The organism is Streptomyces sp. NBC_01142 (genome assembly GCF_026341125.1).
Taxonomy (GTDB): Bacteria; Actinomycetota; Actinomycetes; order Streptomycetales; family Streptomycetaceae; genus Streptomyces.
Genome location: NZ_JAPEOR010000002.1, coordinates 2,868,606 through 2,892,903 on the forward strand (window position 1 = coordinate 2,868,606; position 24,298 = coordinate 2,892,903).

Annotated in this window: 21 protein-coding genes and 4 tRNA genes; 9 read left to right on the forward strand and 16 right to left on the reverse strand. The window is 70.0% G+C overall.

Annotated features, from left to right (window positions below):
* Nucleotides 1-215: 215 nt before the first annotated feature.
* The 5 genes from OG883_RS30560 to OG883_RS30580 form a co-directional block, all read right to left on the reverse strand.
* The gene (locus OG883_RS30560; RefSeq protein WP_266547478.1) at nt 216-2,507 is read right to left on the reverse strand and encodes a DEAD/DEAH box helicase; all 2,292 of its coding nucleotides are present in this window, start codon (nt 2,505-2,507) and stop codon (nt 216-218) included.
* 207 nt (nt 2,508-2,714) lie between these two features.
* Complete coding sequence (locus OG883_RS30565) at nt 2,715-3,290, reverse strand: hypothetical protein (protein ID WP_266547481.1); 576 nt, start codon at nt 3,288-3,290, stop codon at nt 2,715-2,717.
* 181 nt (nt 3,291-3,471) lie between these two features.
* Complete coding sequence (locus OG883_RS30570; protein ID WP_266547484.1) at nt 3,472-3,849, reverse strand: CrcB family protein; 378 nt, start codon at nt 3,847-3,849, stop codon at nt 3,472-3,474.
* On the reverse strand, nt 3,846-4,334 hold the full coding sequence (locus tag OG883_RS30575) for a CrcB family protein (protein WP_266547487.1): 489 nt from the start codon (nt 4,332-4,334) through the stop codon (nt 3,846-3,848). The genes OG883_RS30570 and OG883_RS30575 overlap by 4 nt, the downstream gene beginning before the upstream one ends.
* Nucleotides 4,331-4,681 (reverse strand): metallopeptidase family protein, encoded by a 351-nt coding sequence (locus OG883_RS30580; RefSeq protein ID WP_266547490.1) that lies wholly within the window; start codon nt 4,679-4,681, stop codon nt 4,331-4,333. The genes OG883_RS30575 and OG883_RS30580 overlap by 4 nt, the downstream gene beginning before the upstream one ends.
* Nucleotides 4,682-4,776: 95 nt before the next feature.
* Between OG883_RS30580 and OG883_RS30585 the strand changes: the two genes are divergently transcribed.
* The 4 genes from OG883_RS30585 (at nt 4,777) to OG883_RS30600 (ending at nt 6,702) form a co-directional block, all read left to right on the forward strand.
* Nucleotides 4,777-6,339, forward strand: coding sequence for a metallophosphoesterase (locus OG883_RS30585; RefSeq protein WP_266547493.1), 1,563 nt, complete (start codon nt 4,777-4,779; stop codon nt 6,337-6,339).
* A gap of 80 nt (nt 6,340-6,419) precedes the next feature.
* Nucleotides 6,420-6,492, forward strand: a tRNA-Glu gene (locus OG883_RS30590).
* Between the two features lie 39 nt (nt 6,493-6,531).
* Nucleotides 6,532-6,606, forward strand: a tRNA-Asp gene (locus tag OG883_RS30595).
* Between the two features lie 22 nt (nt 6,607-6,628).
* A tRNA-Phe gene (locus OG883_RS30600) sits at nt 6,629-6,702 on the forward strand.
* 100 nt (nt 6,703-6,802) lie between these two features.
* Here OG883_RS30600 and OG883_RS30605 read toward each other — a convergent pair.
* From OG883_RS30605 to OG883_RS30615, 3 genes are all read right to left on the reverse strand, one after another.
* Nucleotides 6,803-7,627 (reverse strand): cytochrome c biogenesis CcdA family protein, encoded by an 825-nt coding sequence (locus tag OG883_RS30605; protein WP_266547496.1) that lies wholly within the window; start codon nt 7,625-7,627, stop codon nt 6,803-6,805.
* Nucleotides 7,624-8,379, reverse strand: coding sequence for a DsbA family protein (locus OG883_RS30610; RefSeq protein ID WP_266547498.1), 756 nt, complete (start codon nt 8,377-8,379; stop codon nt 7,624-7,626). Before OG883_RS30610 ends, OG883_RS30605 begins: the two co-directional genes overlap by 4 nt.
* Nucleotides 8,380-8,683: 304 nt before the next feature.
* Nucleotides 8,684-9,136: a hypothetical protein gene (locus OG883_RS30615; RefSeq protein WP_266547501.1), complete on the reverse strand. Its 453-nt coding sequence runs from the start codon at nt 9,134-9,136 to the stop codon at nt 8,684-8,686.
* Nucleotides 9,137-9,247: 111 nt separating this feature from the next.
* On the opposite strand from OG883_RS30615, the gene hrpA reads away from it, so the two are divergent.
* From hrpA to OG883_RS30630, 3 genes are all read left to right on the forward strand, one after another.
* On the forward strand, nt 9,248-13,198 hold the full coding sequence (gene hrpA / locus OG883_RS30620; protein WP_266547504.1) for an ATP-dependent RNA helicase HrpA: 3,951 nt from the start codon (nt 9,248-9,250) through the stop codon (nt 13,196-13,198).
* Nucleotides 13,199-13,292: 94 nt separating this feature from the next.
* Nucleotides 13,293-13,367: transfer RNA gene (locus tag OG883_RS30625), tRNA-Asp, on the forward strand.
* Between the two features lie 301 nt (nt 13,368-13,668).
* Nucleotides 13,669-13,914, forward strand: coding sequence for a DUF6274 family protein (locus OG883_RS30630; RefSeq protein WP_266547506.1), 246 nt, complete (start codon nt 13,669-13,671; stop codon nt 13,912-13,914).
* 333 nt (nt 13,915-14,247) lie between these two features.
* Here OG883_RS30630 and bldC read toward each other — a convergent pair whose 3' ends face one another.
* Nucleotides 14,248-14,454, reverse strand: coding sequence for a developmental transcriptional regulator BldC (gene bldC / locus OG883_RS30635; protein ID WP_003949541.1), 207 nt, complete (start codon nt 14,452-14,454; stop codon nt 14,248-14,250).
* Nucleotides 14,455-15,034: 580 nt separating this feature from the next.
* Nucleotides 15,035-15,877 carry a hypothetical protein gene (locus OG883_RS30640; RefSeq protein WP_266547508.1) on the reverse strand — a complete coding sequence of 281 codons (843 nt, stop codon included), beginning with the start codon at nt 15,875-15,877 and terminating at the stop codon, nt 15,035-15,037.
* A 156-nt stretch (nt 15,878-16,033) separates the two neighbouring features.
* Here OG883_RS30640 and OG883_RS30645 point away from each other — a divergent pair, with 156 nt between their 5' ends.
* Nucleotides 16,034-17,134 (forward strand): Glu/Leu/Phe/Val dehydrogenase dimerization domain-containing protein, encoded by a 1,101-nt coding sequence (locus tag OG883_RS30645; protein ID WP_266547510.1) that lies wholly within the window; start codon nt 16,034-16,036, stop codon nt 17,132-17,134.
* 280 nt (nt 17,135-17,414) lie between these two features.
* Complete coding sequence (locus OG883_RS30650; RefSeq protein ID WP_266547513.1) at nt 17,415-17,666, forward strand: DUF3073 domain-containing protein; 252 nt, start codon at nt 17,415-17,417, stop codon at nt 17,664-17,666.
* Nucleotides 17,667-17,756: 90 nt separating this feature from the next.
* Here the strand turns inward: OG883_RS30650 and purM are convergent, their stop codons facing one another.
* From purM to OG883_RS30680, 6 genes are all read right to left on the reverse strand, one after another.
* Entirely contained in the window at nt 17,757-18,851 is a 1,095-nt protein-coding gene (purM, locus tag OG883_RS30655; RefSeq protein ID WP_266547516.1) for a phosphoribosylformylglycinamidine cyclo-ligase, read from the reverse strand.
* Nucleotides 18,852-18,883: 32 nt separating this feature from the next.
* Nucleotides 18,884-20,401 carry an amidophosphoribosyltransferase gene (gene purF / locus OG883_RS30660; RefSeq protein WP_266547517.1) on the reverse strand — a complete coding sequence of 506 codons (1,518 nt, stop codon included), beginning with the start codon at nt 20,399-20,401 and terminating at the stop codon, nt 18,884-18,886.
* A gap of 501 nt (nt 20,402-20,902) precedes the next feature.
* A complete protein-coding gene (locus OG883_RS30665) occupies nt 20,903-21,724 on the reverse strand; it encodes an META domain-containing protein (RefSeq protein WP_266549602.1) in 822 nt (273 codons plus the stop codon).
* A gap of 174 nt (nt 21,725-21,898) precedes the next feature.
* Entirely contained in the window at nt 21,899-22,690 is a 792-nt protein-coding gene (locus tag OG883_RS30670) for a maleylpyruvate isomerase family mycothiol-dependent enzyme (RefSeq protein ID WP_266547520.1), read from the reverse strand.
* A 120-nt stretch (nt 22,691-22,810) separates the two neighbouring features.
* Nucleotides 22,811-23,698 carry a M23 family metallopeptidase gene (locus tag OG883_RS30675; RefSeq protein WP_266547523.1) on the reverse strand — a complete coding sequence of 296 codons (888 nt, stop codon included), beginning with the start codon at nt 23,696-23,698 and terminating at the stop codon, nt 22,811-22,813.
* Between the two features lie 43 nt (nt 23,699-23,741).
* Nucleotides 23,742-24,266 carry a helix-turn-helix transcriptional regulator gene (locus tag OG883_RS30680; RefSeq protein ID WP_266547526.1) on the reverse strand — a complete coding sequence of 175 codons (525 nt, stop codon included), beginning with the start codon at nt 24,264-24,266 and terminating at the stop codon, nt 23,742-23,744.
* Nucleotides 24,267-24,298: the final 32 nt, after the last annotated feature.

Here is a 24,298-nt window from a genome sequence, read left to right on the forward strand (position 1 = left end):
TCATCACCCTCCGGACGGCGCAGGTGGCTCGCGACGGACCGATGGGAGACGGGCCTGCCGGGTGCAGTGGTGGGTGCACCCAGCCCTCGCAGCACCCGGAGCAGTAACAGGCCAGTCGTTCGGAACGCGGCAGGGCCCGTACGACACCGAGGTGTCGTACGGGCCCTGCCGTCAGGCGATCAGGCGATCAGGCGATCAGGCGCACTGACGTGCGATCAGCCGTTGCGCTTCCAGCGCGGCTTGTCGTCACGGCGGCCGAAGGTACCGGTGTTCGTACCGGTGCCGGTTCCGCCGCGGTGGTCGTCACGACGGGCGTGCGGACGGTCGCCGCCACCGGAGCGGAAGCCGCCGGAGGGGCGGTCGTCGCGGCGGTCGCGGTTGAACGGGCGGTCGCTGCCACGGTGGCCGCCGGTCGGGCGGTCGTCACGACGGAAGCCACCGGACGCCGGGCGGTCGTCGCGGTTGAAGCCACCACGGTCGTTGTCACGGCGGTCGCTGCCACCGGAGCGGAAACCACCGGACGGGCGGTCGTTGCCACCGGAGCGGAAACCACCGGACGACGGACGGTCGTTGTCACGACGGAAACCACCGGAGGCCGGACGGTCGTTGTCACGACGGAAACCACCGGAGGCCGGACGGTCGTTGTCACGACGGTCGTCACGGCGGAAGCCGCCCGACGGACGGTCGTTGTCACGACGGAACCCGCCACGGTCGTTGTCGCGACGCTCGAAGGAACGGCCACCACGGTCGTCACGGTCGCGGTTGAAGCCACCGCGGTCGTTGTCCCGGCGGAAGCCACCACGGTCGCCACCGCGGTCACCGTCGCGACGGTCGTCACGGCGGAAGCCACCACGGTCGCCACGGTCGTTGCCACGGCGCTCGTAGTTGCCCCGCTCGTCGCGACGCTGCTCCTCGCGACGCTCCGGCTGCTCCGGCACGGACGCCGCCGCGACCGCAGCCTCGACCTCGGCCTCCGCGGCCTCGGTCACCTCGGCGATCGCGGTCTCCGGGTCGTCGCCCCGCTCGCGCGCGGCGCGCGCCACCAGGCGGTCGGCCTCCTCGCGGAGTTCGGCCGCACGGCGCTGGATGCGCTCCAGCTGCTTGGTCAGGTCGACGACCTCGCGCTCCGCCTGCTTGGCGGCGTTGTTCGCGGAGTCGGCCTGGACCTCGGTCAGCGAACGGGCGCCGGTGATCTCGGCGACCTCCGGGTCGAACGCGCCCGCTCCGCCGACGATGTGACGCGAGGCGTCGACGCCCGCGTCCTCCATCAGCCGGAAGATCTGGCGGCGCTGGTGCGGCAGGGACAGCGAGACGACCGTGCCGGACTTGCCGGCGCGGGCGGTACGGCCCGAGCGGTGCAGGTAGTCCTTGTGGTCGCCCGCCGGGTCCACGTTCAGGACCAGGTCGATGCCGTCGACGTGAATACCGCGGGCGGCGACGTCAGTCGCGACGAGCGCGTTGACGTAGCCCTTCTTGAAGTCCTCGAGGACGCGGGTACGGGCGCCCTGCGTCATGCCGCCGTGCAGCGCGTCGGCCTTCACGCCCGACTCGCACAGCTGCTCCGCGATGCGGTCGGCGCCCAGCTGGGTGCGGACGAAGATGATGGTGCGGCCCTTGCGGGCGGCGATGGCAGCCGTGACCGGCGCCTTGTCCTTCGGCTTCACGACGAGCACGTGGTGCGTCATGGTCGTGACGTTGCCCTGGGCGCTGTCGACCTCGTGGCTGACCGGGTCGACGAGGTAGCGGCGCACCAGCGTGCCGATCTCGTTCTCCATGGTGGCGGAGAAGAGCATCCGCTGGCCGCCGGCCGGGATCTGGTCGAGAAGCTCGGTGACCTCGGGCAGGAAGCCCAGGTCGGACATCTGGTCGGCCTCGTCGAGGACGGCGACCTGGACCTTTTCGAGCGAGCAGGCGCCGCGGTTGATGATGTCGCGCAGTCGGCCCGGGGTGGCGACGAGGACGTCGACGCCGCGCTCGAGCGCGTAGATCTGGTTGCCCATGGACGTACCGCCGCAGACGACCTTCATCTTGAGGCCGAGCACGTCGCCGTACGGCTGGAGGGCGTCCGCGACCTGCATCGCGAGCTCACGGGTCGGCGTGAGGATGATGCCGCGGGGCTTCTTCTTGTCGGTGTGGCCACCGGCCAGCGAGGCCAGCAGCGGCAGACCGAAGGAGAGGGTCTTGCCGGAGCCGGTACGGCCGCGGCCCAGGATGTCCTTGCCTGCCAGGGCGTCCGGGATGGTCGCGGCCTGGATCGGGAAGGGGCTGGTGACGCCGTTCTGCGCGAGCTTGCGGACGATGCCCTCGGGCAGGCCCAGGTCGGCGAACGTGGTCTGGGGCTCCTCGGGAGCCTTGGCGCCGCCGGTCTCGACAATCTCGACGATCTCTACGGTCTCGTCGACGGACTCGGTCGCCTCGATGGACTCGACGCTCTCGGCGACCGCTACGGCCTCCGCGTTCTCGTCGTTCTCGGGCATGACGGCGTGGTCAGAACTGAAAATGGACATGCGAAATGCGAAACCTTCCGGAGTCTCGGCACGCGCCCAAACTCCGTGATTTCGCAATTCGACCGCCTCAATGCGGTCAGCCACGGCTAGGGAGAGTACGCGCCACGCGGCGCTCTTCTGTGTCGGCGCCGGGCAATGGGATCAAACGATCTACCACCATACGCACCCTCCCCCACGGATGGCAAACCTCGCCCGAAGTGACACCCGTTACACGGGCCCCACCTGCGGTGATGCCGTCGGCTCGGCGAGCATGCCCTGTCCGTCCGCCAGTCGCATCGCCCCCGCGTGCACCTCGGGAGCGGACGAGGCGGTCGGCGGATCGGTCGGCTCGCTCGGCTGTGGCGTTGGACTCACCGGCGGCGGCTCGGTCGGCTCGGTCGGCTCCTGCGGTACCGAAGGCTGCACGGACGGTGAGGTCCCGCCGCGGGTCGGGGCGGGCTCCTTCGGGGGCTGCGGCCGCTGCCCGCCCCGCGTGGGCTTCGCCGCGGCGGGCCCGGAACCGCTCGCACTCGGCGAGGCATCCGGGCGGTCCTTCGCCTTCTTCTTGCTCTTCTTGTCCGACCCGCCCTTGGCGTCGCGGACCTGGCGCCCGCCGGACACTGCCTGTCCGCCGTCCGGCTCGGCCACCGCCCCACGCCGGTCCGTGGAGGAACTGGGCGCGGGCTTCTTGCCCTCGTCGTCGCTCACGCTCATGCAGCCTGCCGAGGCCGCGACGGCCAGCGAGGCGGCGATCCAGACAGCCAAACGGCCGGGGACGGGCAAGCGGGCAGGCAACTGGCGCACGGGCGGCACCTCCGGGGCACATGACATGGTTTCCCTGCCCAACTCCCTGTACCCCACAAGGGACACGCCCGGACGCGCCCGGACGCACCCCCGCAACGACCCTCGTACGGGCCCTCGTACGGCCTCCAGCGCTCCTGGCGCGACCGGCTCCGCGCGCCGTGCACGCTCGGGCCGCGCGCCCTCACCCGACCAGGCCGCGCGCCAGCTCCGCGCCCAGGAACACCGCTCCGAGCCCCACCAGCAGCGACGCCGCGACGTTCGCCCCGGCCAGGAACCGCCGGCCACGCTCAGCCAGCCGCAATGTCTCGTACGAGAAGGTCGAGTACGTCGTCAGTGCACCGCACAGGCCCGTACCCAGCAGCGCATACACGCCCGCCGAGGTCCCGGTCGCCCCCACCCCCGCCCCCGCGAGCACCCCCAGCACCAAGGACCCGGCGGCGTTGACGACGAAGGTCCCCCACGGAAACAGGGAATCGTGCCGCGCCTGCACCGCACGGTCCGTCAGATAGCGCAGGGGCGCGCCCACCGCGGCTCCCAACGCCACGAGCAGCCAGTTCACTTCAGGGCCGCCCGGGTCGCGGAGGCCGCGAGCCACACCGCGCCCATGGCTCCGGCGAGCGTCCCGCCGGCGTACGCCAGCGCCATGCCCGCCTCCGTATGCGCCAGCAGCTCGGTGACGTCCAGTGCGTACGTCGAGAAAGTCGTGAACCCGCCCAGCACGCCCACCCCGAGGAACGGCCGCGCCAGCGGGTGCGCGGACGCGGACCGGCCGCCCTCGCCCACCAGCACCATCAGCACACCGATCAGCGCGCAGCCCAGCACATTGACCCAGAGGGTCGCCCACGGGAACGCGCCCTCGGCGGCGGGCCATCGCAGGGACGCCGCGTACCGCGCCAGAGCCCCGGCCACACCGCCCGCCGAGATCGCGGCGAGCACCGGCCACTTCCTGGCTCCCGCGGTCTCCGCGCGCTGGGCGGGCACATGCAGATCGACATCCGGGTCGATCGCTTCCGGAACGCCGTCCTGGGGGACGGGCGAGGTCACCCGTACCCCAGGGCGTGCAGCCGTTCGTCGTCGATACCGAAGTGATGGGCGATTTCGTGTACCACGGTGATCTCGGTTTCCGCGACCACGTCCTCGCGGGTCTCGCAGATCCGGAGTGTCGGCCCCCGGTAGATCGTGATCCGGTCCGGCAGCACGCCCGCGTACCACTCCCCGCGATCGGTCAGCGGAGTTCCCTCGTAGAGCCCGAGCAGCTCGGGATCGTCCGCGGCCGGTTCGTCCTCCACGAACACCGCGACGTTGTCCATCAGTCGCGTCAGCTCCGGCGGGATCCTGTCCAGCGCCTCGGCGACCAGTTCCTCGAACTCCTCGCGCGTCATCTCCAGCACGTGGCCATTGTCACGTACGCCGTGCGGGCGGTCGCCCCGGGCACGGGTCGCGAAGCCGCCGCATGGCCGCCCGCGCCTTTGGGCATACGGGACCAATGGCCCGCGAAGCCCCGGAACCGATCCCCTCGATCCGCGCCGCGCTCACCCGGCTCCGGCGTCACTACCGCTCACGCGACACCGGCCCCACCAGCACCCTGGTCCACACCCCCCACCCGTGGGCACGCGTCCTGGGCATGACGGCAGTGGTCGCGCTCGGCGCCTGGCTCGGGCTCCTGATCGTCGGCAGCGTCCGTACGCCGGTGGGCCCGATGGACACCAGCATGACCCTGCGCCCCTCCCTCAGCGGCGGCACAAAGATCAACGTCTCCCCGCTGGGCGCCCTGGAGCTCGACTCCCATGTCGCGCCCATCCGTCTCGACGTCGACGTCGACCAGCTCGACCCGGCCCGCTCCCAGGCCCTGGTCGAACACCCCGAGCGACTCTCCGGCCTCCAGGACGAGGTGGCCCGCGACGTGGCGGACGGCACCACCGAGCTGGCCGTCCGCTCCTGCGTCGCCGTCGTCTCCGGCGCTACCGCCCTCGGCCTCGCCGTCTACCGCCGCCCTCGCCGCGCCCTCGCGGCAGGCGGCCTCGCCCTGGCCCTGCTCACGGCCTCCGGCATCTCCGCCTACGCCACCTGGAACCCGAAGTCCGTCCTGGAGCCCAGATTCTCCGGGCTCCTGTCGAGTGCCCCCTCGGTCGTCGGCAACGCGCGCTCCATCGTCACCGAATTCGACGTCTACCAGCAGGAGTTGGCGCGCCTGGTCACCAACGTGACCAAGCTGTACGACGCGGCCTCCACCCTCCCCGCGTACCAGCCCGACCCCGCCACGATGCGCGTGCTGCACGTCTCCGACATCCATCTCAACCCGGCGGCGTGGCACATCATCGGCTCGCTCGTCGAGCAGTACGACATCGACGTGATCATCGACTCCGGCGACACGATGGACCATGGCACCGCCGCCGAGAACGGCTTCCTCGACCCGATCCCCGACCTCGGCGCGCCCTATGTCTGGGTCCGCGGCAACCACGACTCCCTCACCACCCAGGCGTACCTCTCCCGCCTCAAGAACGTGCACGTCCTCGACGACGGAAAGGCCGTGACCGTGGCCGGCCTGCGCATCGCGGGCAGCGGCGACCCCCAGTTCACCCCCGACCGCTCGGTGGTCGCCCAGGGCGACCCGGCCGAACGCATGACGGGAATCCGCCTCGCCTCCGCTCTGCGCGACCAGGAACGCGCCGGCACCCCCGTCGACATCGCGGTCGCCCACAACCCGGTGGCCGCCCGCGAGACCGACGGCGAGGTTCCGCTCGTCCTGGCGGGCCATGTCCACCAGCGCAGGACGGAGGTCCTCGAACACGGCACCCGCCTCAAGATCGAGGGCTCGACGGGCGGCGGCGGCCTGCGCGCGGTGCAGAACGACAAGCCGGAGAAGGTGCGGACATCGGTGCTCTATCTGGACCGTACGACCAGACGGCTGCAGGCGTGGGACGAGATCACGCTGGGCGGTCTGGGCCTGACGACGGCCGAGGTCAGCCGCCATCTCCCGGAGGAGAACAGCCCCGGAGCGACCCCGTCCCCGAGCGGTCCGTCACCCGCCTCCGCCCCCACCCCGTAAACCGTTTTGGCGATAGCTCCCCGGATCCCATATGCTTCTCACGTCCCCGACGCGCTGCAAAGCGCCCAGGTGGGCCCTTAGCCCTCATCGTCTAGTGGCCCAGGACGCCGCCCTTTCAAGGCGGTAGCACGGGTTCGAATCCCGTTGGGGGCACGCAAAACTGTGTGCGAGACTTGTGCTCGCACATTGCTTGGTCCTGTGGAGCAGCTTGGAGTGCTCGCCACCCTGTCAAGGTGGAGGCCGCGGGTTCAAATCCCGTCAGGACCGCTGCAGCTCGCAAGAGCTGCGTGGCTGGGTAGCTCAGTTGGTACGAGCGATCGCCTGAAAAGCGATAGGTCGCCGGTTCGACCCCGGCCCCAGCCACAATTCGAGAAGCCCCCGTCGAGATCCTCGACGGGGGCTTCTTCGTACGCGCCCGGCAGCAGCGAAGGGCCCCGCCCGCCCGGACGGGGCCCTTCGTTCGTTACGCGCTTTCCCGGCGGCGCCGGCCCCGTACGCCGAGCACCACCGCGGCCACCGCCACCGCCACGATCAGCAGCACCCAGTCCGGGACCGCCCTGCCGATGCCGCTCGCCCACTCCTCCGCCGCGAACGAGTCGTCCACCGAGAGCAGACCGGGCAGAGCCGTCGTGCCGTCGAAGGCCAGGAAGACCGTGCCCAGAAGGATGAAGAAGAGGCCGGACAGCAACGACGACGTATGCAGCTCGAAGCGGCCCAGGCGCAGTGAACGGCCGCGCAGCCACTGGCGTTTGCCCAGGTCGAAGCGTTCCCACAGCAGCGCGAGCAGCAAGAGCGGGACGGCCATGCCCAGGGCGTAGACCGCGAGCAGCAGGCCGCCGTAGACCGGGCTGCCGCTGAGCGCTGCCACCGTCAGGACGCTGCCGAGGATCGGACCCGCGCAGAAGCCGGCGAGGCCGTAGACCAGACCGAGGGCGTAGACCGAGACGGCGGTCGTCGGGCGGATCCGGCCGGACATCGCGGCGATACGGCGGGAGGCGAAGCCCATCCCCAGGATCTGCGCCACGCCGAGCGCGATGATCAGCCAGCCGCCGGCGGAGACGAGCAGATCGCGGTGGCCGTAGAAGAGCCGCCCGGCGAAGGAGCCCGCGGCGCCCAGCGGGACGAGAGTGGTGGCCAAGCCCGCGTAGAAGATGCCGGTACGGGCCAGCAGCTTGCCGGCCGAGTCGATGGAGTACGCGAAGAACGCCGGGAGCAGCAGCGCGCTGCAGGGGCTGATCAGAGCGAGCAGGCCACCGAGAAAGGCAGCCAGATATCCGATGTCCGTCACTCGGCCGCCTTCTTCCCGGCGGCCTTCTTCCCGGCAGCCGTCTTCGCCGCCTCGACGGCCTCGGTGAAGGTCTCCATGGGCTGGGCTCCGGCGATGGGACGCCCGTTGATCAGGAAGGAAGGAGTGGAGGTGGCACCGATTCCGTACGCCTCGTCCTGGTCCTTCTTCACGGCCTGCCGCGCGCCGTCGCTGTCCAGGTCGCGCAGGAAGCGGTCGAGGTCCTTCACACCGGCGTCGCGGGCGAGGGCCTCCAGGCGGTCCTCGGCGAAGCCCTGCTCCTTGGCGCCCTCTGCGTACGCGGCGGCGTGGAACTGCCAGAAGCGGCCCTGCCGGCCGGCCGCCCAGGCGGCGCGGGCCGCCGACTCCGACTCCTCGCCGAAGATCGGGAAATTGCGCCACTCGATGCGCAGGGTGCCCTCGTCGACGTACTTCTTCACCAGTTCGGGCTCGGTGTCACGGGCGAACTTCCCGCAGTAGCCGCACTTGAAGTCGGCGTACTCGACCATCACGACGGGCGCGTCGGCGCGGCCCACGGCGAGCGGGTCCTTGGCGTCGCGCCGGGCGAGCTTCTCCAGCTCGGGGTAGGTGCCGGCCTGCGGGGCGGACGAGGCTCCGGCGGCAGCCGTCGGGCCCGACGGCGATTCCGGCTTGGTGGCGGTGTACGAGGCGAGGCCGAGCAGCAGCGCGGCGACGGCCACGCCCGCGCCGATGACGAGCGGCTTGCGGGCGGAGGAGACGGAGGAAGAAGACATGGTGGGTCGGTGCTCCTGAGCGAACGGCAAGAAAGCCGGAAGAGGCCGGGAAGGCCGGGAAAGGTGCGGAGAGCGGGCGCAACGCCGAAGCGCGCGCCGGCAGGCGGCCTAAGGGGGTGTCTTTTGGATCAGGCTGGATCAGTGAGCGGGGTCTGGTGATGGGGGCACCTCCCGTGCACGAAGGGCTACGGGGGAGCAGCGCAAGGCGGAGGAGGGAGTCCACGCGGAGCGTCGGCGACTGACGACAACGCAGCGAGGTGCCGTGCCAGGGCACGCGAGCCCAGCAAGATCCGAAAGACGCTCCCTACACGCGCAGGATGGACAGATCCACGGGAGAGGGCGGGTCGAGCGGCGGCGGGCCACGCTCCGGTGTGAGATCCACGACCGCCCCGGCCACGCTCCAGGCGGAGCCGGACGCGCCGTGTGCGTCGTGCAGGGCGGGGAGCAGTTCGCCGCAGGAGCCGCCGCGCGGCGGGGTCGCGGGGTGCGACGTGTTGTCGTCGTCCTCGGCGCCCCTGCCGCAGCCGGGTGCCCGGTCCTGCTCGCCGGCCGCGACAGCGACAGCGACCGGATCGCCCGTCGGGGCCGTACTCACGCCCGTACGCGCACCGTCACCCGCACCGCCACCACCGCCACCACCGGCGGCACCGGCGGCAATCGCGCTCGCGCTCGAGCAGACGAGCAGCGCGAGCAGCAGGCTCAGCAGCACGGTCGCGGCGGCCGGAACGCGGCACCGGCGGTCGCGGCTGAGCAGCATGAAGACGCGTTCCCTTCCTGGGAATCCGAACGGATCCGCTCCATACTGCACCAGTCCGCGAGGGAAATGCGTTCGCCAGCTCTTTCCCGGGGGTGCGATCCTGGGATCCGTATGTCTACTTCCTTCGCCGCCCTTCAGACCCTGCTGGCCGGGGCGTCGCTGCGCGACGCCCACCGGCTCGGCCGCCGTCTCGAAGGCGCCCGCCGCATCCGTAAGCCCGAGGCGCGGCAGGCCGTGCTGGACGAGATCGCCGCCGAGGCCGAGAGGTCCGCTGCCCGCATCGCGCGCCGCGCCGACCGGGTGCCCGAGATCTCGTACCCCGAGCAGCTGCCCGTCAGCCAGAAACGGGACGAGATTCTCGAGGCGATACGGGACCACCAGGTCGTGATCGTCGCCGGCGAGACCGGCTCGGGCAAGACCACGCAGATTCCCAAGATCTGTCTGGAGCTGGGCCGGGGCGTCCGCGGGATGATCGGGCACACCCAGCCCCGCCGTATCGCCGCGCGCACCGTCGCCGAACGCGTCGCGGACGAGCTGAAGACACCCCTCGGCGAGGCGGTCGGCTGGAAGGTCCGCTTCACGGACCAGGTCAACCAGGACGCGACCTTCGTCAAGCTGATGACGGACGGCATCCTGCTCGCGGAGATCCAGACGGACCGCGAGCTGCGCGCGTACGACACGATCATCATCGACGAGGCCCATGAGCGGTCCCTCAACATCGACTTCCTGCTCGGCTATCTCGCGCAGCTGCTGCCCAGACGCCCGGACCTGAAGGTCGTGATCACCTCCGCGACGATCGACCCGGAGCGCTTCTCCCGCCACTTCGGGGACGCACCGATCGTCGAGGTCAGCGGCCGTACGTACCCGGTCGAGGTCCGCTACCGCCCCCTCCTCGAGGACGAATCCGAGGAGTCCGACCGCGACCAGATCACCGCGATCTGCGACGCCGTCGAGGAGCTCCAGGGTGAGGGCAAGGGCGACATCCTGGTCTTCCTCTCGGGCGAGCGGGAGATCCGCGACACCGCGGACGCGCTCAACAAGAAGCAGTACAGATTCACCGAAGTGCTTCCGCTGTACGCACGGCTGTCGCACGCCGAGCAGCACCGCGTCTTCCAGCCCCACACCGGGCGCCGCATCGTCCTCGCCACGAATGTCGCCGAGACCTCGCTGACCGTCCCCGGCATCAAGTACGTCATCGATCCGGGCACCGCCCGTATCTCCCGCTACAGCCACCGCACCAAGGTCCAGCGCCTCCCCATCGAGCGGATCTCGCAGGCCAGCGCCAACCAGCGCAAGGGCCGCTGCGGCCGTACGTCCGACGGCGTCTGCATCCGTCTGTACTCCGAGGACGACTTCGACTCCCGTCCGGAGTTCACGGACGCCGAGATCCTGCGGACGAACCTGGCCTCCGTCATTCTGCAGATGACCGCGGCCGGCCTCGGCGACATCGAGAAGTTCCCCTTCCTCGACCCGCCGGACCATCGCAACATCCGCGACGGCGTCCAGCTTCTCCAGGAGCTGGGTGCGTTCGATCCGGCGCAGAAGGATCCGAAGAAGAAACTGACGGACCTCGGCCGCAAGCTGAGCCAGCTCCCGGTCGACCCACGCCTGGCCCGCATGGTCATCGAGGCCGACCGCAACGGCTGCGTACGCGAAGTCATGGTCATCGCGGCCGCGCTCTCGATCCAGGACCCGCGCGAGCGGCCCGCCGAGAAGCAGGCACAGGCCGACCAGCAGCACGCCCGCTTCAAGGACGAGACGTCCGACTTCCTCGCCTTCCTCAATCTGTGGCGCTATGTCCGCGAGCAGCAGAAGGAGCGCGGCTCCTCCAGCTTCCGCCGGATGTGCAAGCAGGAGTATCTGAACTTCCTGCGCATCCGCGAATGGCAGGACATCTACGCGCAGCTGCGTACGGTCGCCAAGCAGATGGGCCTGCACATCGAGGAGCCCTCGGCGGACACGGTCGCCCCCGAGCAGGCCGTCCACACCTCGCTGCTGGCCGGCCTGCTCTCGCACATCGGTCTGAAGGACACCGACAAGAACGAGTACCTGGGTGCCCGCAGCGCCAAGTTCGCGGTCTTCCCCGGCTCGGCGCTCTTCAAGAAGCCGCCGCGCTTCGTCATGTCGGCGGAGCTCGTCGAGACGTCCCGGCTGTGGGCACGCGTCAACGCCAGGGTCGAGCCCGAGTGGATCGAGCCGCTCGCCCAGCATCTGCTCAAGCGCACCTACAGCGAGCCGCACTGGGAAAAGGACGCGGCGGCGGTGATGGCGTACGAGCGGGTCACGCTGTACGGCGTTCCGATCGTCGCCCAGCGCAAGGTGAACTTCGGGCGGATCGACCCGGAGACGTCCCGCGATCTGTTCATCCGCAACGCGCTGGTCGAGGGCGACTGGCGTACGCACCACAAGTTCTTCGCCGACAACCGCAGGCTTCTCACCGAGGTCGAGGAGCTGGAGCACCGGGCGCGGCGCCGCGACATCCTCGTGGACGACGAGACGCTCTTCGACTTCTACGACCAGCGGGTGCCCGAACACATCGTGTCCGGCGCGCACTTCGACTCCTGGTGGAAGCACAAGCGCCAGGAGGAGCCCGAGCTTCTCGACTTCGAGCGCGAGATGCTCATCAACGAGAAGGCGGGGACGGTCACCAAGGACGACTATCCGGACTCCTGGCGCCAGGGCCGGCTGAAGTTCCGGGTGACGTACCAGTTCGAGCCGGGCGCGGACGCGGACGGCGTGACCGTCCATGTCCCCCTCCAGGTGCTGAACCAGGTCACCTCCGAGGGCTTCGACTGGCAGATCCCGGGCCTGCGCGAGGAGGTGGCGGTGGAACTGATCCGCTCCCTCCCCAAGCCGATCCGCCGGCACTATGTCCCCGCCCCGAACTACGCGCAGGCGTTCCTGGAGCGGGCCGTGCCCCTGCAGGAGCCGCTGCCCGCCACGCTCGCGCGCGAGCTCCAGCGCATGGTGGGCGTCCCGGTCACGGCGGACGACTTCGACCTCTCCCGCGTCCCGGATCACCTGAAGATCACGTTCCGGATCGTCGACGAGCGGCGCAGGAAGCTCGCCGAGGACAAGGACCTGGAGGCGCTGAAGCTCCAGCTGAAGCCGAAGGCGCGGCAGGCCCTCTCCAAGGCCGCGGCGGCGGCCACTTCCGGACCGGCGGGCGGCGAGGGCATCGAGCGCACGGGCCTGACGGACTGGACGATCGGCACGCTGCCCCGTGTCTTCGAGACCCGCAGGGCGGGCCAGCCGGTCAAGGCGTACCCGGCGCTCGTCGACGCCGAGGCAGCCGCGGCGGGCACAGTCTCCGTACGGCTCTTCGACACCGAAGCCGAGCAGCAGCAGGCGATGTGGCAGGGCACGCGCAGGCTCATCCTGCTCAACATCCCGGTGAACCCTGCCAAGTTCGCCTCGGACAAGCTCACCAACCAGCAGAAGCTTGCGCTGTCCCGTAACCCTCACGGCTCGATCCAGGCGCTCTTCGAGGACTGCGCCATGGCCGCGGCGGACAAGCTGATCGCCGAGCACGGCGGCCCGGCCTGGGACGAGGAATCGTTCCGGAAGCTGTACGACAAGGTCCGCGCCGACCTCGTGGACGTGACCGTACGCACGATCGGCCAGGTCGAGCAGATCCTGGCCGCCTGGCAGGCCTGTGAGCGCCGGCTGAAGGCCACGAACAGCCTGACCCTGGTCAACAACGTCCAGGACGTACGGGAGCAGCTGGCGGCGCTGATGCCGCCCGGCTTCGTCACCCGGACCGGCCTGCGCCGGCTGCCGGACCTGATGCGCTATCTGGTTGCCGTGGACCGCCGCCTCCAGCAGATGCCGACGGCGGTCCAGCGCGACACCACGCGCATGGAGAAGGTCCACGAGATGCAGGACGAGTACGCCTGGCTGCTGGAGCAGATGCCACAGGGCCGCCCCGTCCCCCAGGAGGTCAGGGACATCCGCTGGATGATCGAGGAGCTGCGGGTGAGCTACTTCGCGCACGCCCTGGGCACGGCGCAGCCGGTCTCCGACAAGCGCATCGTGAAGGCGATCGACGCGGCGGCGCCGTAAGCCCGCGCGACTGCGTGCATCGAGTTCGACCGCACGCCCTGACCTGCTGTACAGTCTCACTCGCAGCCAACGCACATCAACGGCTGCGAAACCTGGTCCTGTGGAGCAGCTTGGAGTGCTCGCCACCCTGTCAAGGTGGAGGCCGCGGGTTCAAATCCCGTCAGGACCGCAGTAGATCGAAGGCCCGCTTCCCTCAGGGAAGCGGGCCTTCGTCGTGTGCCCGCCCCACGTCGGCACATCCGCTCCGGCAACGCCCCGCACCCCACCTCGCGAGCCTGCGTCGTACGCCGGAGGCCGAGCCCGCGGCGCAGTCGGCGCAGTCTGCGCGGCCTCCAAAGACGATGGCAGGGCGCTCCCGTGGCGCTCCGCCAGGATGCGGGCGCATGCTTCCTCGTGCGGGCGTCTTGACTGCGTCATCTGCCACCGGTACCCAGTCATGAGGGGACGGCACACACCCGGAGGTGACGTGCATGGCGGCGACCGTAGCGAGGCAGCACGAGACCAGGGCGCTTCTGCGCGCCCATCTGCAGGCCGCATCCGGCTATCGGCATCGCACGCGGCACTGCCCCATCTGCCTTCGCCTCCTGCGGCTCGCCATGGAGCCTGCCGCTTCCGATCCCGACCCCGCCCCCACACCCTGCCTCGCGCCCTCCCGGCGTCCGGCGCCGGCCGAGGAGGCCACGGAGGCCACGGACAGAGGGCCCATCGCCGAGTGACCCGAGCCCGTCTTCGTGCCGGTTTCTCGGTGGCAGCCTCGCATTTGGCAAGAGGCGTGCGGTGTGACGGGTGTCACCGAACGGGTTTCCAGAACCGTGGAACTTACCCCCTCCCTACAACAAGCCAATTTAATATGTGCAATTGCACGACTCTTTGAGTGCCTCGCCGGTCGCCGGCCACCCCACCGAACGGGCACAAAAAAAGATCGCGCTGGACTCGGCGGAGTCCAACGCGATCAATGACGAAGTCTGTTGGGGCAGACGCCGGTCATGTGGAGCTATAGGTGGGCCTACCGGGATGGGGGACCCGGAAATGCCCGATCAGCGGGGTGTTCAGGCCTCGCTGCGCTGCTGCGGAATACCCGCAAGCAGTGCGCGGACCTCTGCCTCGCGGTACCGGCGATGTCCACCGAGCGTGCGGATGGACGTGAGCTTGCCAGCCTTTGCCCAACGGGTGACCGTCTTCGGGTCCACGCGGAACATCGTGGCAACCTCAGCCGGGGTCAGCAGCGGCTCGGCATCAGGGGTGCGAGCGGTCATGAGCGGCCTCCTCGGGAGAACCGAACCATCTCGGTTCTTTCCTCTAAATTCTGCACCTTGACCCGCGTTGCCCGAAATGGCGGACGCGGGCCGAGTCGGTTATAGGACGAACGGCTTGTCCTCGGCACTACAACTACACCATCTGTCCAGCCACGTCGGCCAAACCGATGGAATTGCCCTCTCAGGTGTTCATCAGCGGCGGAAGTCCGATGGACCATGCCATAGCGGACAGTCACACCACAGTGACGATCAGTCACAGAGCGATCAGGAGTCATCAGACCCCCCATAGAGTGCAATGCAGAGTAATCCGCCCACAGTTGGACGGAAGGAGCCCTCCCCGGACTCCTTGTCCTATTTTGACACGAGGGTGGGTGATGGGCGCAAGGGCCCAGTAAGTGCCGTCCGTCACGCTTGAGACAAAGGCCCGGATCGGGACCTACGTCCCGAACAAAGGGCCGCGATGGCCCCAGGTGCGGTCCCGGCCCCGCCCGACAGCCCGCCCGACAGCCGGCCCGAGAGACGGTCCAAGACGCGGCCCAAGAGCCGTCCGGGGGCCGCGGGCGACGCCCGGCAGCAGCGCTCAGTTCGCGAACTGACGGTCCCTGACGGTCCGCCAGCGCTCCATGAGCCGTCCGTACGCCTCACCCGCGCCCTCACCGTCTCCGGCCGCCAGCGCCGCGATCCCCTCGGCCACATCCGCCGCCGAGCGGTCCTCGGCGAGCTGCGACCCGGGAAGGGCGTGCACCAGGCCGCCGTAGTCCAGCTCGACCAGGGAGCGCGGATGGAACTCCTCCAGCCACCGACCCACTTCTAGCAGGCCATCGGCCAGCAGGCCATCGTCGACCGACTCCCTGAGCGTCTTCAGGGTCCGGGCCACCCGCCGCCTGGCCTGCACCATCGGCGTCCGGTAGCGCAGCACCGGCACCACGGCCGGCCCCGCGGCCTCGTACTCACGCTCCTCGTCACCGAAGAGCACGAACCAGCGCACCGGCACCTGCCACAGCGACGTCATGATCCACGGCCGTGCGTCCGGATTGCGCTCGCGCCACTGCTCGTAGTCCGCGGCCGCCTGCCCGCGTACCACCGGCGGCAGCACCGCGTCCAGCAGCGCGGGGGGCAGCCGCTCCGCCAGCTCCTCCAGCGCCAGCCAGCCGCGCAGCCGGGTCCGCCACGGACAGACGCACACCACCTCGTCCACCTCTGTGACGAAGGCGTCACCGCTCTCGTGGACCGGCACCGGGACGGGCGGAGTGGGCAGCAAGTCGGCCAGGGAACGTCTCAGTTCGTCCTGGGCGGTGGGGGTGGCCTCCCGGCGGGCATAACGGGCCCAGTGGCTCCGTTCGGGCTCCGGAAAGGCAGCCAGCGGCTCGTAGACCCGCAGATAGGACGCGTACGGGATGAGGACCGAGGACAGCGCTGGCATGCCCCGAATCCTTCCACGCCGGTACTCCGCCAGGGGGTGATCCTGAGCACTGCTTCGGATCTACGCACGCGTAGGACTTACCCTCTTGCCAAACTCGGGCCTTCCCCACCCACAGGAAGGCCTTCCCCCGCCGCTTCGTACTTGGGAGTCACCACCGTGACCGATGTGACCGGCGTTCCTGATGTACTGCACACCCTGTTCCGGTCGGACCAGGGCGGCCACGAGCAAGTCGTGCTGTGCCAGGACCGCGCCTCCGGCCTGAAGGCCGTTATCGCCCTCCACTCGACCGCCCTGGGCCCGGCCCTGGGCGGCACCCGCTTTTACCCCTACGCCACCGAGGAAGAGGCCGTCGCGGACGCGCTGAACCTCTCCCGGGGCATGTCGTACAAGAACGCCATGGCCGGGCTCGACCACGGCGGCGGCAAGGCCGTGATCATCGGTGACTCCGCGAAGATCGAAGGCCGCCAGCGGACAGAGCTGCTGCTGGCCTACGGCCGCTGCGTGGACTCCCTCGGTGGCCGCTATGTGACGGCCTGCGACGTCGGCACGTATGTCGCGGACATGGACGTCGTGGCGCGCGCGACACGCTGGGCGACCGGCCGCTCCCCCGAGAACGGCGGCGCGGGCGACTCGTCCGTGCTGACCGCCTTCGGCGTTTTCCAGGGCATGCGGGCCTCGGCGCAGCACTTGTGGGGCGACCCGACGCTGCGCGGCCGCAAGGTCGGCGTCGCGGGCGTCGGCAAGGTCGGGCACCACCTGGTCGAGCATCTGCTGCAGGACGGCGCCGAGGTCGTGATCACGGATGTGCGCGAGGAGTCCGTACGCCGGATCCTGGACAAGCACCCGGGCAGGGTCACCGCGGCCGCGGACACCGACGCCCTGATCCGCACCGAGGGCCTGGACGTCTACGCGCCCTGTGCGCTCGGCGGCGCCCTCAACGACGACTCCGTCACCGCTCTCACGGCGACCGTGGTCTGCGGCGCGGCCAACAACCAGCTGGCGCACCCGGGTGTGGAGAAGGACCTCGCGGACCACGGGATCCTCTACGCCCCCGACTACGTGGTGAACGCCGGCGGTGTGATCCAGGTCGCCGACGAGCTGCACGGCTTCGACTTCGACCGGTGCAAGGCGAAGGCTGCGAAGATCTTCGACACCACGCTGGCAATATTCGCACGTGCGAAGGATGACGGTATTCCGCCGGCCGCGGCGGCGGACCGGATCGCCGAACAGCGCATGGCGGACGCCCGCGTCCGCTGACCGGGGCGGGGCCCGGCCCGCCTGCCTGGGGAGACAAGACTCACCCCGGTCGGCGGGTCGACCGCCAAGAAGAGGTTAAAATCGCAGTTGACCAGCGAGGACGGGGCGCCTCGAGGGTTCTGCGAAGTGGCGCGTCATGCGGGCGGCGTACCGTATGGCCGCGGAAGCAGGTACCGTTGAAGCCCTACGGACCGGTCTCTCCACGGAGAGCCCGTTCTGAATCATGAACGCGTGTCAAGACTCTGGGGCCGTCGAGCCCCGTCACCGAGGGGGTCGAGCCATGGGGCGCGGCCGGGCCAAGGCCAAGCAGACGAAGGTCGCCCGCCAGCTGAAGTACAACAGCGGCGGGACTGACCTCTCGCGTCTGGCCAATGAGCTGGGCGCATCGCCTTCGAGTCAACCACCGAACGCTGAGCCGTTCGAGGACGACGACGAGGAAGATGACCCGTACGCACAGTACGCGGAGCTGTACAACGACGACGATGACGAGGACGAAGAGTCCGGCCCGTCGTCGCAGCGCCGCGGCGCTTGACGTACGTACACCTCAAAAAGCATTTCCACGTGACCCGGTCCGAGGCCCACGCCCCGGACCGGGTTTCGCGCTGCCCGTGCGGGCTCGGCCTCAGCTTGCGTAGTCGCCGGTCAGGGTCGCGCCCGTGGTGTGGTCGCCCCGCTCGGTGATCTCGCCGGCGACCCAGGCGTCAACGCCCCGGTCGGCCAGGGTGGCCAGTGCCGCGTCGACCGACTCGCCGGGGACGACGGCCATCATGCCGACACCCATGTTCAGGGTCTTCTCCAGCTCCAGGCGCTCCACCCGGCCGGCCTTGCCGACGAGGTCGAAGACCGCGCCCGGCGTCCAGGTCGAACGGTCGACCGTCGCATGCAGACCGTCCGGGATCACCCGGGCCAGGTTGTTGGCAAGACCGCCGCCGGTGATGTGGCTGAACGCATGCACCTCGGTCGTCCGGGTCAGCGCCAGACAGTCCAGCGAGTAGATCTTCGTGGGCTCCAGCAGCTCCTCGCCCAGGGTCCGGCCGAACTCCTCGACCTCCTGGTCCAGGGACATGCCCGCGCGGTCGAAGACCACATGCCGCACCAGCGAGTACCCGTTGGAGTGAAGGCCGGAGGATGCCATCGCGATGACCAGGTCACCCGTACGGATACGATCCGCGCCCAGCAGCCGGTCTGCCTCCACCACACCCGTACCGGCGCCGGCGACGTCGAAGTCGTCCTCGCCCAGCAGGCCCGGGTGCTCGGCGGTCTCGCCGCCGACCAGCGCGCAGCCGGCCAGGACACAGCCCTCGGCGATGCCCTTCACGATCGCGGCGACCCGCTCGGGGTGGACCTTGCCGACACAGATGTAGTCGGTCATGAACAGCGGCTCGGCACCGCAGACGACCAGGTCGTCGACGACCATACCGACCAGGTCGTGGCCGATCGTGTCGTACACACCCATCCTGCGGGCGAGATCGACCTTTGTGCCGACGCCGTCGGTGGCGGAGGCGAGCAGCGGGCGCTCGTAACGCTTGAGGGCGGAGGCGTCGAAGAGGCCGGCGAAACCGCCGAGGCCGCCGAGGACCTCGGGGCGCTGCGTCTTCTTCACCCACTCCTTCATGAGCTCGACGGCGCGGTCGCCCGCTTCGATGTCGACGCCCGCGGCTGCGTAGCTGGCACCGGTGCCCGCGTGCGGCGCACGCTCAGAAGATTCAGCAGGCATGCTGGAGAACTTTCGTGTCGTACTGCAGGGGCTTACGGGCGACGGAGCGCGTCGGCGGCATCGGAGCCGCCCGCCAGCTCGGTCTCCAGAAGCTGCTTGCCGAGCAGCTCGGGGTCGGGAAGGTCCATCGGGTACTCGCCGTCGAAGCACGCACGGCAGAGATTGGGCTTGGCGATCGTGGTCGCCTCGATCATGCCCTCGAGGGAGATGTACGAGAGGGAGTCCGCGCCCATCGAGGTGGCGATCTCGTCGACGGTCATGCCGTTGGCGATCAGCTCGGCACGGGTCGCGAAGTCGATGCCGAAGAAGCAGGGCCACTTCACCGGCGGGGACGAGATCCGGATGTGGACCTCGGCGGCGCCGGCCTCGCGGAGCATCTTGACCAGGGCGCGCTGGGTGTTGCCGCGGACGATCGAGTCGTCCACGACCACCAGGCGCTTGCCCCGGATGACTTCCTTGAGGGGGTTCAGCTTGAGGCGGATGCCCAGCTGGCGGATGGTCTGGGACGGCTGGATGAAGGTACGGCCCACATAGGCGTTCTTCACCAGGCCGGAGCCGTACGGAATGCCGCTGGCCTCGGCGTAACCGATGGCGGCGGGGGTGCCGGACTCCGGCGTCGCTATCACCAGGTCCGCGTCGACCGGGGCTTCTTTGGCGAGCTTGCGGCCCATCTCCACACGGGAGAGATAGACGTTCCGGCCGGCGATGTCGGTGTCGGGGCGCGCCAGGTAGACGTACTCGAAGACACATCCCTTGGGCTTCGCTTCTGCGAACCGGGAGGTGCGGAGGCCGTTCTCGTCGATCGCGATGAGCTCGCCCGGCTCGATCTCCCGGACGTAGCTGGCGCCGCAGATGTCCAGGGCGGCGGACTCGCTCGCGACGACCCAGCCGCGTTCGAGGCGGCCGAGGACGAGCGGGCGGATGCCCTGCGGGTCGCGCGCCGCGTACAGGGTGCCCTCGTCCATGAAGACGAGGGAGAAGGCGCCCCGGACACCCGGGAGGACCTTGGCGGCAGCGGCCTCCACGGTGAGCGGCTTGCCGTCGTCGTCGGTCTGGCCCGCGAGGAGCGCGGTGACCAGATCCGTGTCGTTGGTGGCGGCGAGCTGGGTGGCCCGGCCGTTTTCCTTGGGGAGCTCGGCGACCATCTCGGCCAGCTCGGCGGTGTTGACGAGGTTCCCGTTGTGGCCGAGCGCGATCGAGCCGTGGGCCGTGGCCCGGAAGGTCGGCTGCGCGTTTTCCCACACGGAGGCACCCGTGGTCGAGTAGCGGGCGTGACCGACCGCGATATGACCTTGGAGGGAGCCGAGGGAAGTCTCGTCGAAGACCTGGGAAACCAGGCCCATGTCCTTGAAGACGAGGATCTGGGAGCCGTTGCTCACCGCGATTCCCGCGGATTCCTGGCCTCGATGTTGGAGGGCGTAGAGCCCGAAGTAAGTGAGCTTCGCGACCTCTTCACCCGGAGCCCAGACACCGAAGACGCCGCAAGCGTCCTGGGGGCCTTTCTCACCGGGGAGCAGGTCGTGGTTGAGTCGTCCGTCACCACGTGGCACGGCACCGAGTGTAGGCGAGATCGACCACTGGTCCGAATTGGGGATGCCGGAAGGCCGGGAATCGCGTACAGGGCGGGGTGTACGGAGGGTCCGTGGCGGGGTGGATACGAGGTGGGCGGCGGGGCGTTGACCGCGGCCGCGCCGGGTGGGCGAGTGTCCACATGACCGTCCACATTGCGGGACGATCGTTGACAGGTACGCGGAGACTCGACAGGTCCTGACCCATGCAGCGTCTCAGCCCCTTGGTGACCGCACGGTCACGCTGGCGGAGCGCCGCCACGTCGATCCGGTCCGTGCCGCGAGCGCGATCCAGTACGAACCACCCCCGCGCCTCCGGCTTACCGAGGACGCGCGGGAGCAGGCGGACACGGCCGGCGTCGAGCCGGGGCGGCTCGACGCGCTGCGGGCCGCGTGGGAGGCGACGGACGCCGGGCTGCTGCCGTGCTCCCGCTGATCACTTCGCGGCACTCATCGCTTCGCGACACTCCGCGACACTCCGCGTCACTTCGCGGCGGGAGCCGCCATCGCCGCCAGTCCCTTGCCGTTCGCCGCGGTGAGGGACAGGCCGCGGTGCTGCAGCTCGTACGTCACCGTCCCCTTGAGGACCTTGAGCACTTCGCGCTCCAGGTCCATCTCGGGGCCCGGGCACAGCTTCCGGGTGCTGGCGATGCGGCCGAAGGTGACGCTGGAGCCGGAGACCTTCGCGGTGCTGGTGAAGTTGTTGCAGCCGAGGTTGCCGCGTACCGCACCGTCCTTGCCGAAGGTCAGATGTGCCTTCTTCTCCGTACCGGCGGGCAGGGAGGTCGCGGTCTCGTCCGAGAGCAGCGAGTTCACGGACCACTTGGTGCCCACCAGCGGGGACGGGCGCTCGGCGGTGAGAGCGATCGCATCGCCCTTCTCGGTGGTCAGGGTGAGTTTGCCGTCGGTGAGCCTGGCCTTGAGCTTGCCGGAGAAGGCGGCCCGCAGGGCGTCCTCGAAGCCCTGGATCTTCTTGGCGCAGCCCATCTCGGTCATCTCGCCCGGGCCCACGGTGATCGTGTCGCCCTTGACGTCGACGTCGGCTCCGAAGTGGTTGCAGCCGTAGTTGCCCTGGGCCCGGCCCTTGGTGGTGATCTCGACGTTCGCGCCGGCCGGTGCCGCGGACTTCCTGCCGTCGACGGTCACGCTGTCCACGGACCAGTGCACGCCGGTGACGGGCAGGTCGGTCGTGACCGACCCGCCTCCGTCGCCGCCGTCACCTGATCCGGAACCCGATTCCGTGCCGCAGGCGGCAAGAGCGAGGAGGGCCAGGGCGGTGACAGGAATGCTCAGCTGGTTACGCATACCGATGGGACGGGGCACCTGGGGCTCCGGTTCCCTGGCTGCTCCGGATGGCTGTCGGCCCTGTTGCCGGGCCGCTGCCGGGCCCCTGTCGTCGGCGGGGGCGTGGGCAGGGGGCTCGGCGGGGGCGTGGGCAGGGGGCTTCGGCAGGGGCGTGGGCAGGGGGCTCGGCAGAGGTCAGCCGAGGATCGGCAGCAGTGCCGAGAGATCCGCCCGCTCGCCGCTCGCGCTGACCTTCGCCGCCTCGATGGCCTCGCTCCACTCCGTACGTCCGGTGGCGAGCCGGATCCAGGTCAGCGGGTCCGTCTCGACGACATTGGGCGGAGTGCCGCGCGTGTGCCGCGGACCCTCGACGCACTGGACGACGGCGAACGGCGGGATCCGCACCTCCGTGGAGGCTCCGGGCGCCTTCACCGCGAGGGCGTCCGCAAGGAGCCGGGTGCAGGCGGCGAGCGCCTGACGGTCGTACGGGATACCGAGCCCGGTCGCGTCGTTCAGGTCGTCGGTGTGGACGATGAGTTCTACCGTTCGGGTGACCAGGAAGTCTCCGAGGCGCATGGCACCGAACCGGGTAGGCAGCAGCCGGGCGTCCGGAACGCCGGGCAGCAACTCCTGGATACGGGCGGCCGTTCGCGCGTACAGCTCGCCGGTCTCCGCGCCCGCCGCGATCGCCCTGGTGTCCTCGTCGACCTGCCCGGCGACGGTGACCGTCGCGAACGGCCAGTCCAGCAGAGCGACTTCCTGCTTCTCCGGCTCCACGAGCGCGAGGTTCCGGCTGACGACCCCGACAGACATGGCGAGATGCGCGGCCAGATCGCGCACGGACCAGTCCCCGAGGCGGGTGGGCAGGGTGAGCTGCTCGGGCGTGAGGGTGCCCACGGCCTGCCGTACGTTCTCGAACTGGGCGAGCACGGCGGCGCGGATCTTGGCCGGGTCGTAACTGCGGGTGCGCTTCTTGGCCGGTGGCATGAGACCGACAGTAAAGGGTGGGTACGACAACGGGCGGGGCGCTCACCGTCCCTACGCGGGTCCGCCGGTCCGCCGGTCCCTGCGCCGGTCCGCCGGGCGTGAGCGCAGCCGCCGAAGCCGTCAGACTGCGGGCAGCGCCTGCTCCCCGGCGGTGAACGCCTCGCCGTTGCGCGGGACGCCGACGCCCCGCCACCGGAACGGGATCCCCCGCGCCGCATCCAAGTCCGGTCCGTCCATCAGCTGGAAGTGGACATGCGGCTCGCTGGAGTTGCCGGAGTTCCCGCAGCGGGCGAGCTGCTGGCCGGCCAGGACGCGGTCGCCCTCGCGGACGGCGAGCGAGCCGCGCTGGACGTGCGCGTACATGGCGTACGTGCCGTCGCCCAGGTCGAGAACGATGTGGTTGCCCACGATGCGGGAGGCGCCGCTGATCTCCCGTACGGCCCCCTCGATGAGCAGCATGAAGACCAGCGCCGGGAGGGAGTTCCGGCTGAGGTGGTCGCGCTGGCTGTCGCTCGCGTGAACGACGGTCGCGTCGGCCACCGAGAGCAGCGGGGCGCCGAAGGCCGGGAAGTCGCTGTTGCGCCGGACTATCGGCCACAGCCACCGGAAAGGCGGACGCGCACCATTGTCGGCACCCTTCTCAGCCCCGCCCTCGACGCCCTTCTCGGCACCGTTCTCGACACCGCCCTCCGCCTCCGGGTCGGCCACGATGTCGATCGCGTACGTCTGCCCGTAGGCGTGCGTGCCATGGCTGGGGACCTTGTCCGCCGGGCTGTTCAGCGCCGACCAGCGGCCGGTCACCGGCGCGTCCACCTCGACCGTCGGCGGCCTCTGTGCCTGTTCCGCGCGGGCCTTGCGGCTCATGCCGAGCGCGATGGCGACCACGATCGCCGCCGGCAGCCAGACCCACGCCATGGCCATCTCGGTGAGAGTGGCGACGACGACCAGAGCGAGGAAGGCCACGATGCAGCAGCGGTAGAGGATCATGAGCAGTTTGCGGACGGACATGTCGTTCCCCCTTCTCGATTGCGCGAAAGCGTGAATGCCGCGATTACGGGCGGGCGGCGGTCAGGACCACGAGCAGCGGCACGACCCGGGTGCCGGGCACCTCGTAGCGGCCACGGCTCGGCGTGTGGAGCCAGCCCGCGCCGGTCAGCAGGCGCAGATGGTGGTAGATCTGGCCGGTTGTGCCGAGCCCTTCGAGCTCGGTCAGTTCGGCAGCCGTGCGCCGGCCGCCGAGAATCTCGCGCAGCAGCCGCAGCCGTACCTCGTGACCGAGCGCGGTGAAGGACTCGGCGGTCTCCGCCCAGTCGGCTTCGAGGAGCCCTTCGGTGAGCGCGCCGTACTGCCACTCGTAGTGCTCCTGTGTCGGCAGTCGTACGGCGCCGGTGAACAGGACGCCCCCGTCGGGCGCCTCGGCTTCGGCGAGCTGCTCCTTCAGGCCTTCGAGCGCCCAGAACCTGCCGTCACCCAGCTGCGGGGCGGACGGGGCCTTCGGGGTGCCCTCGGCCGTCCCCGCACTCTCCAGCGCCGCGAGCCGGCGTTCCAGCTCGGCGACGCGCTCTTCCAGATCCATGTTCCCAACCTACGTAATTACGTAATCTCATG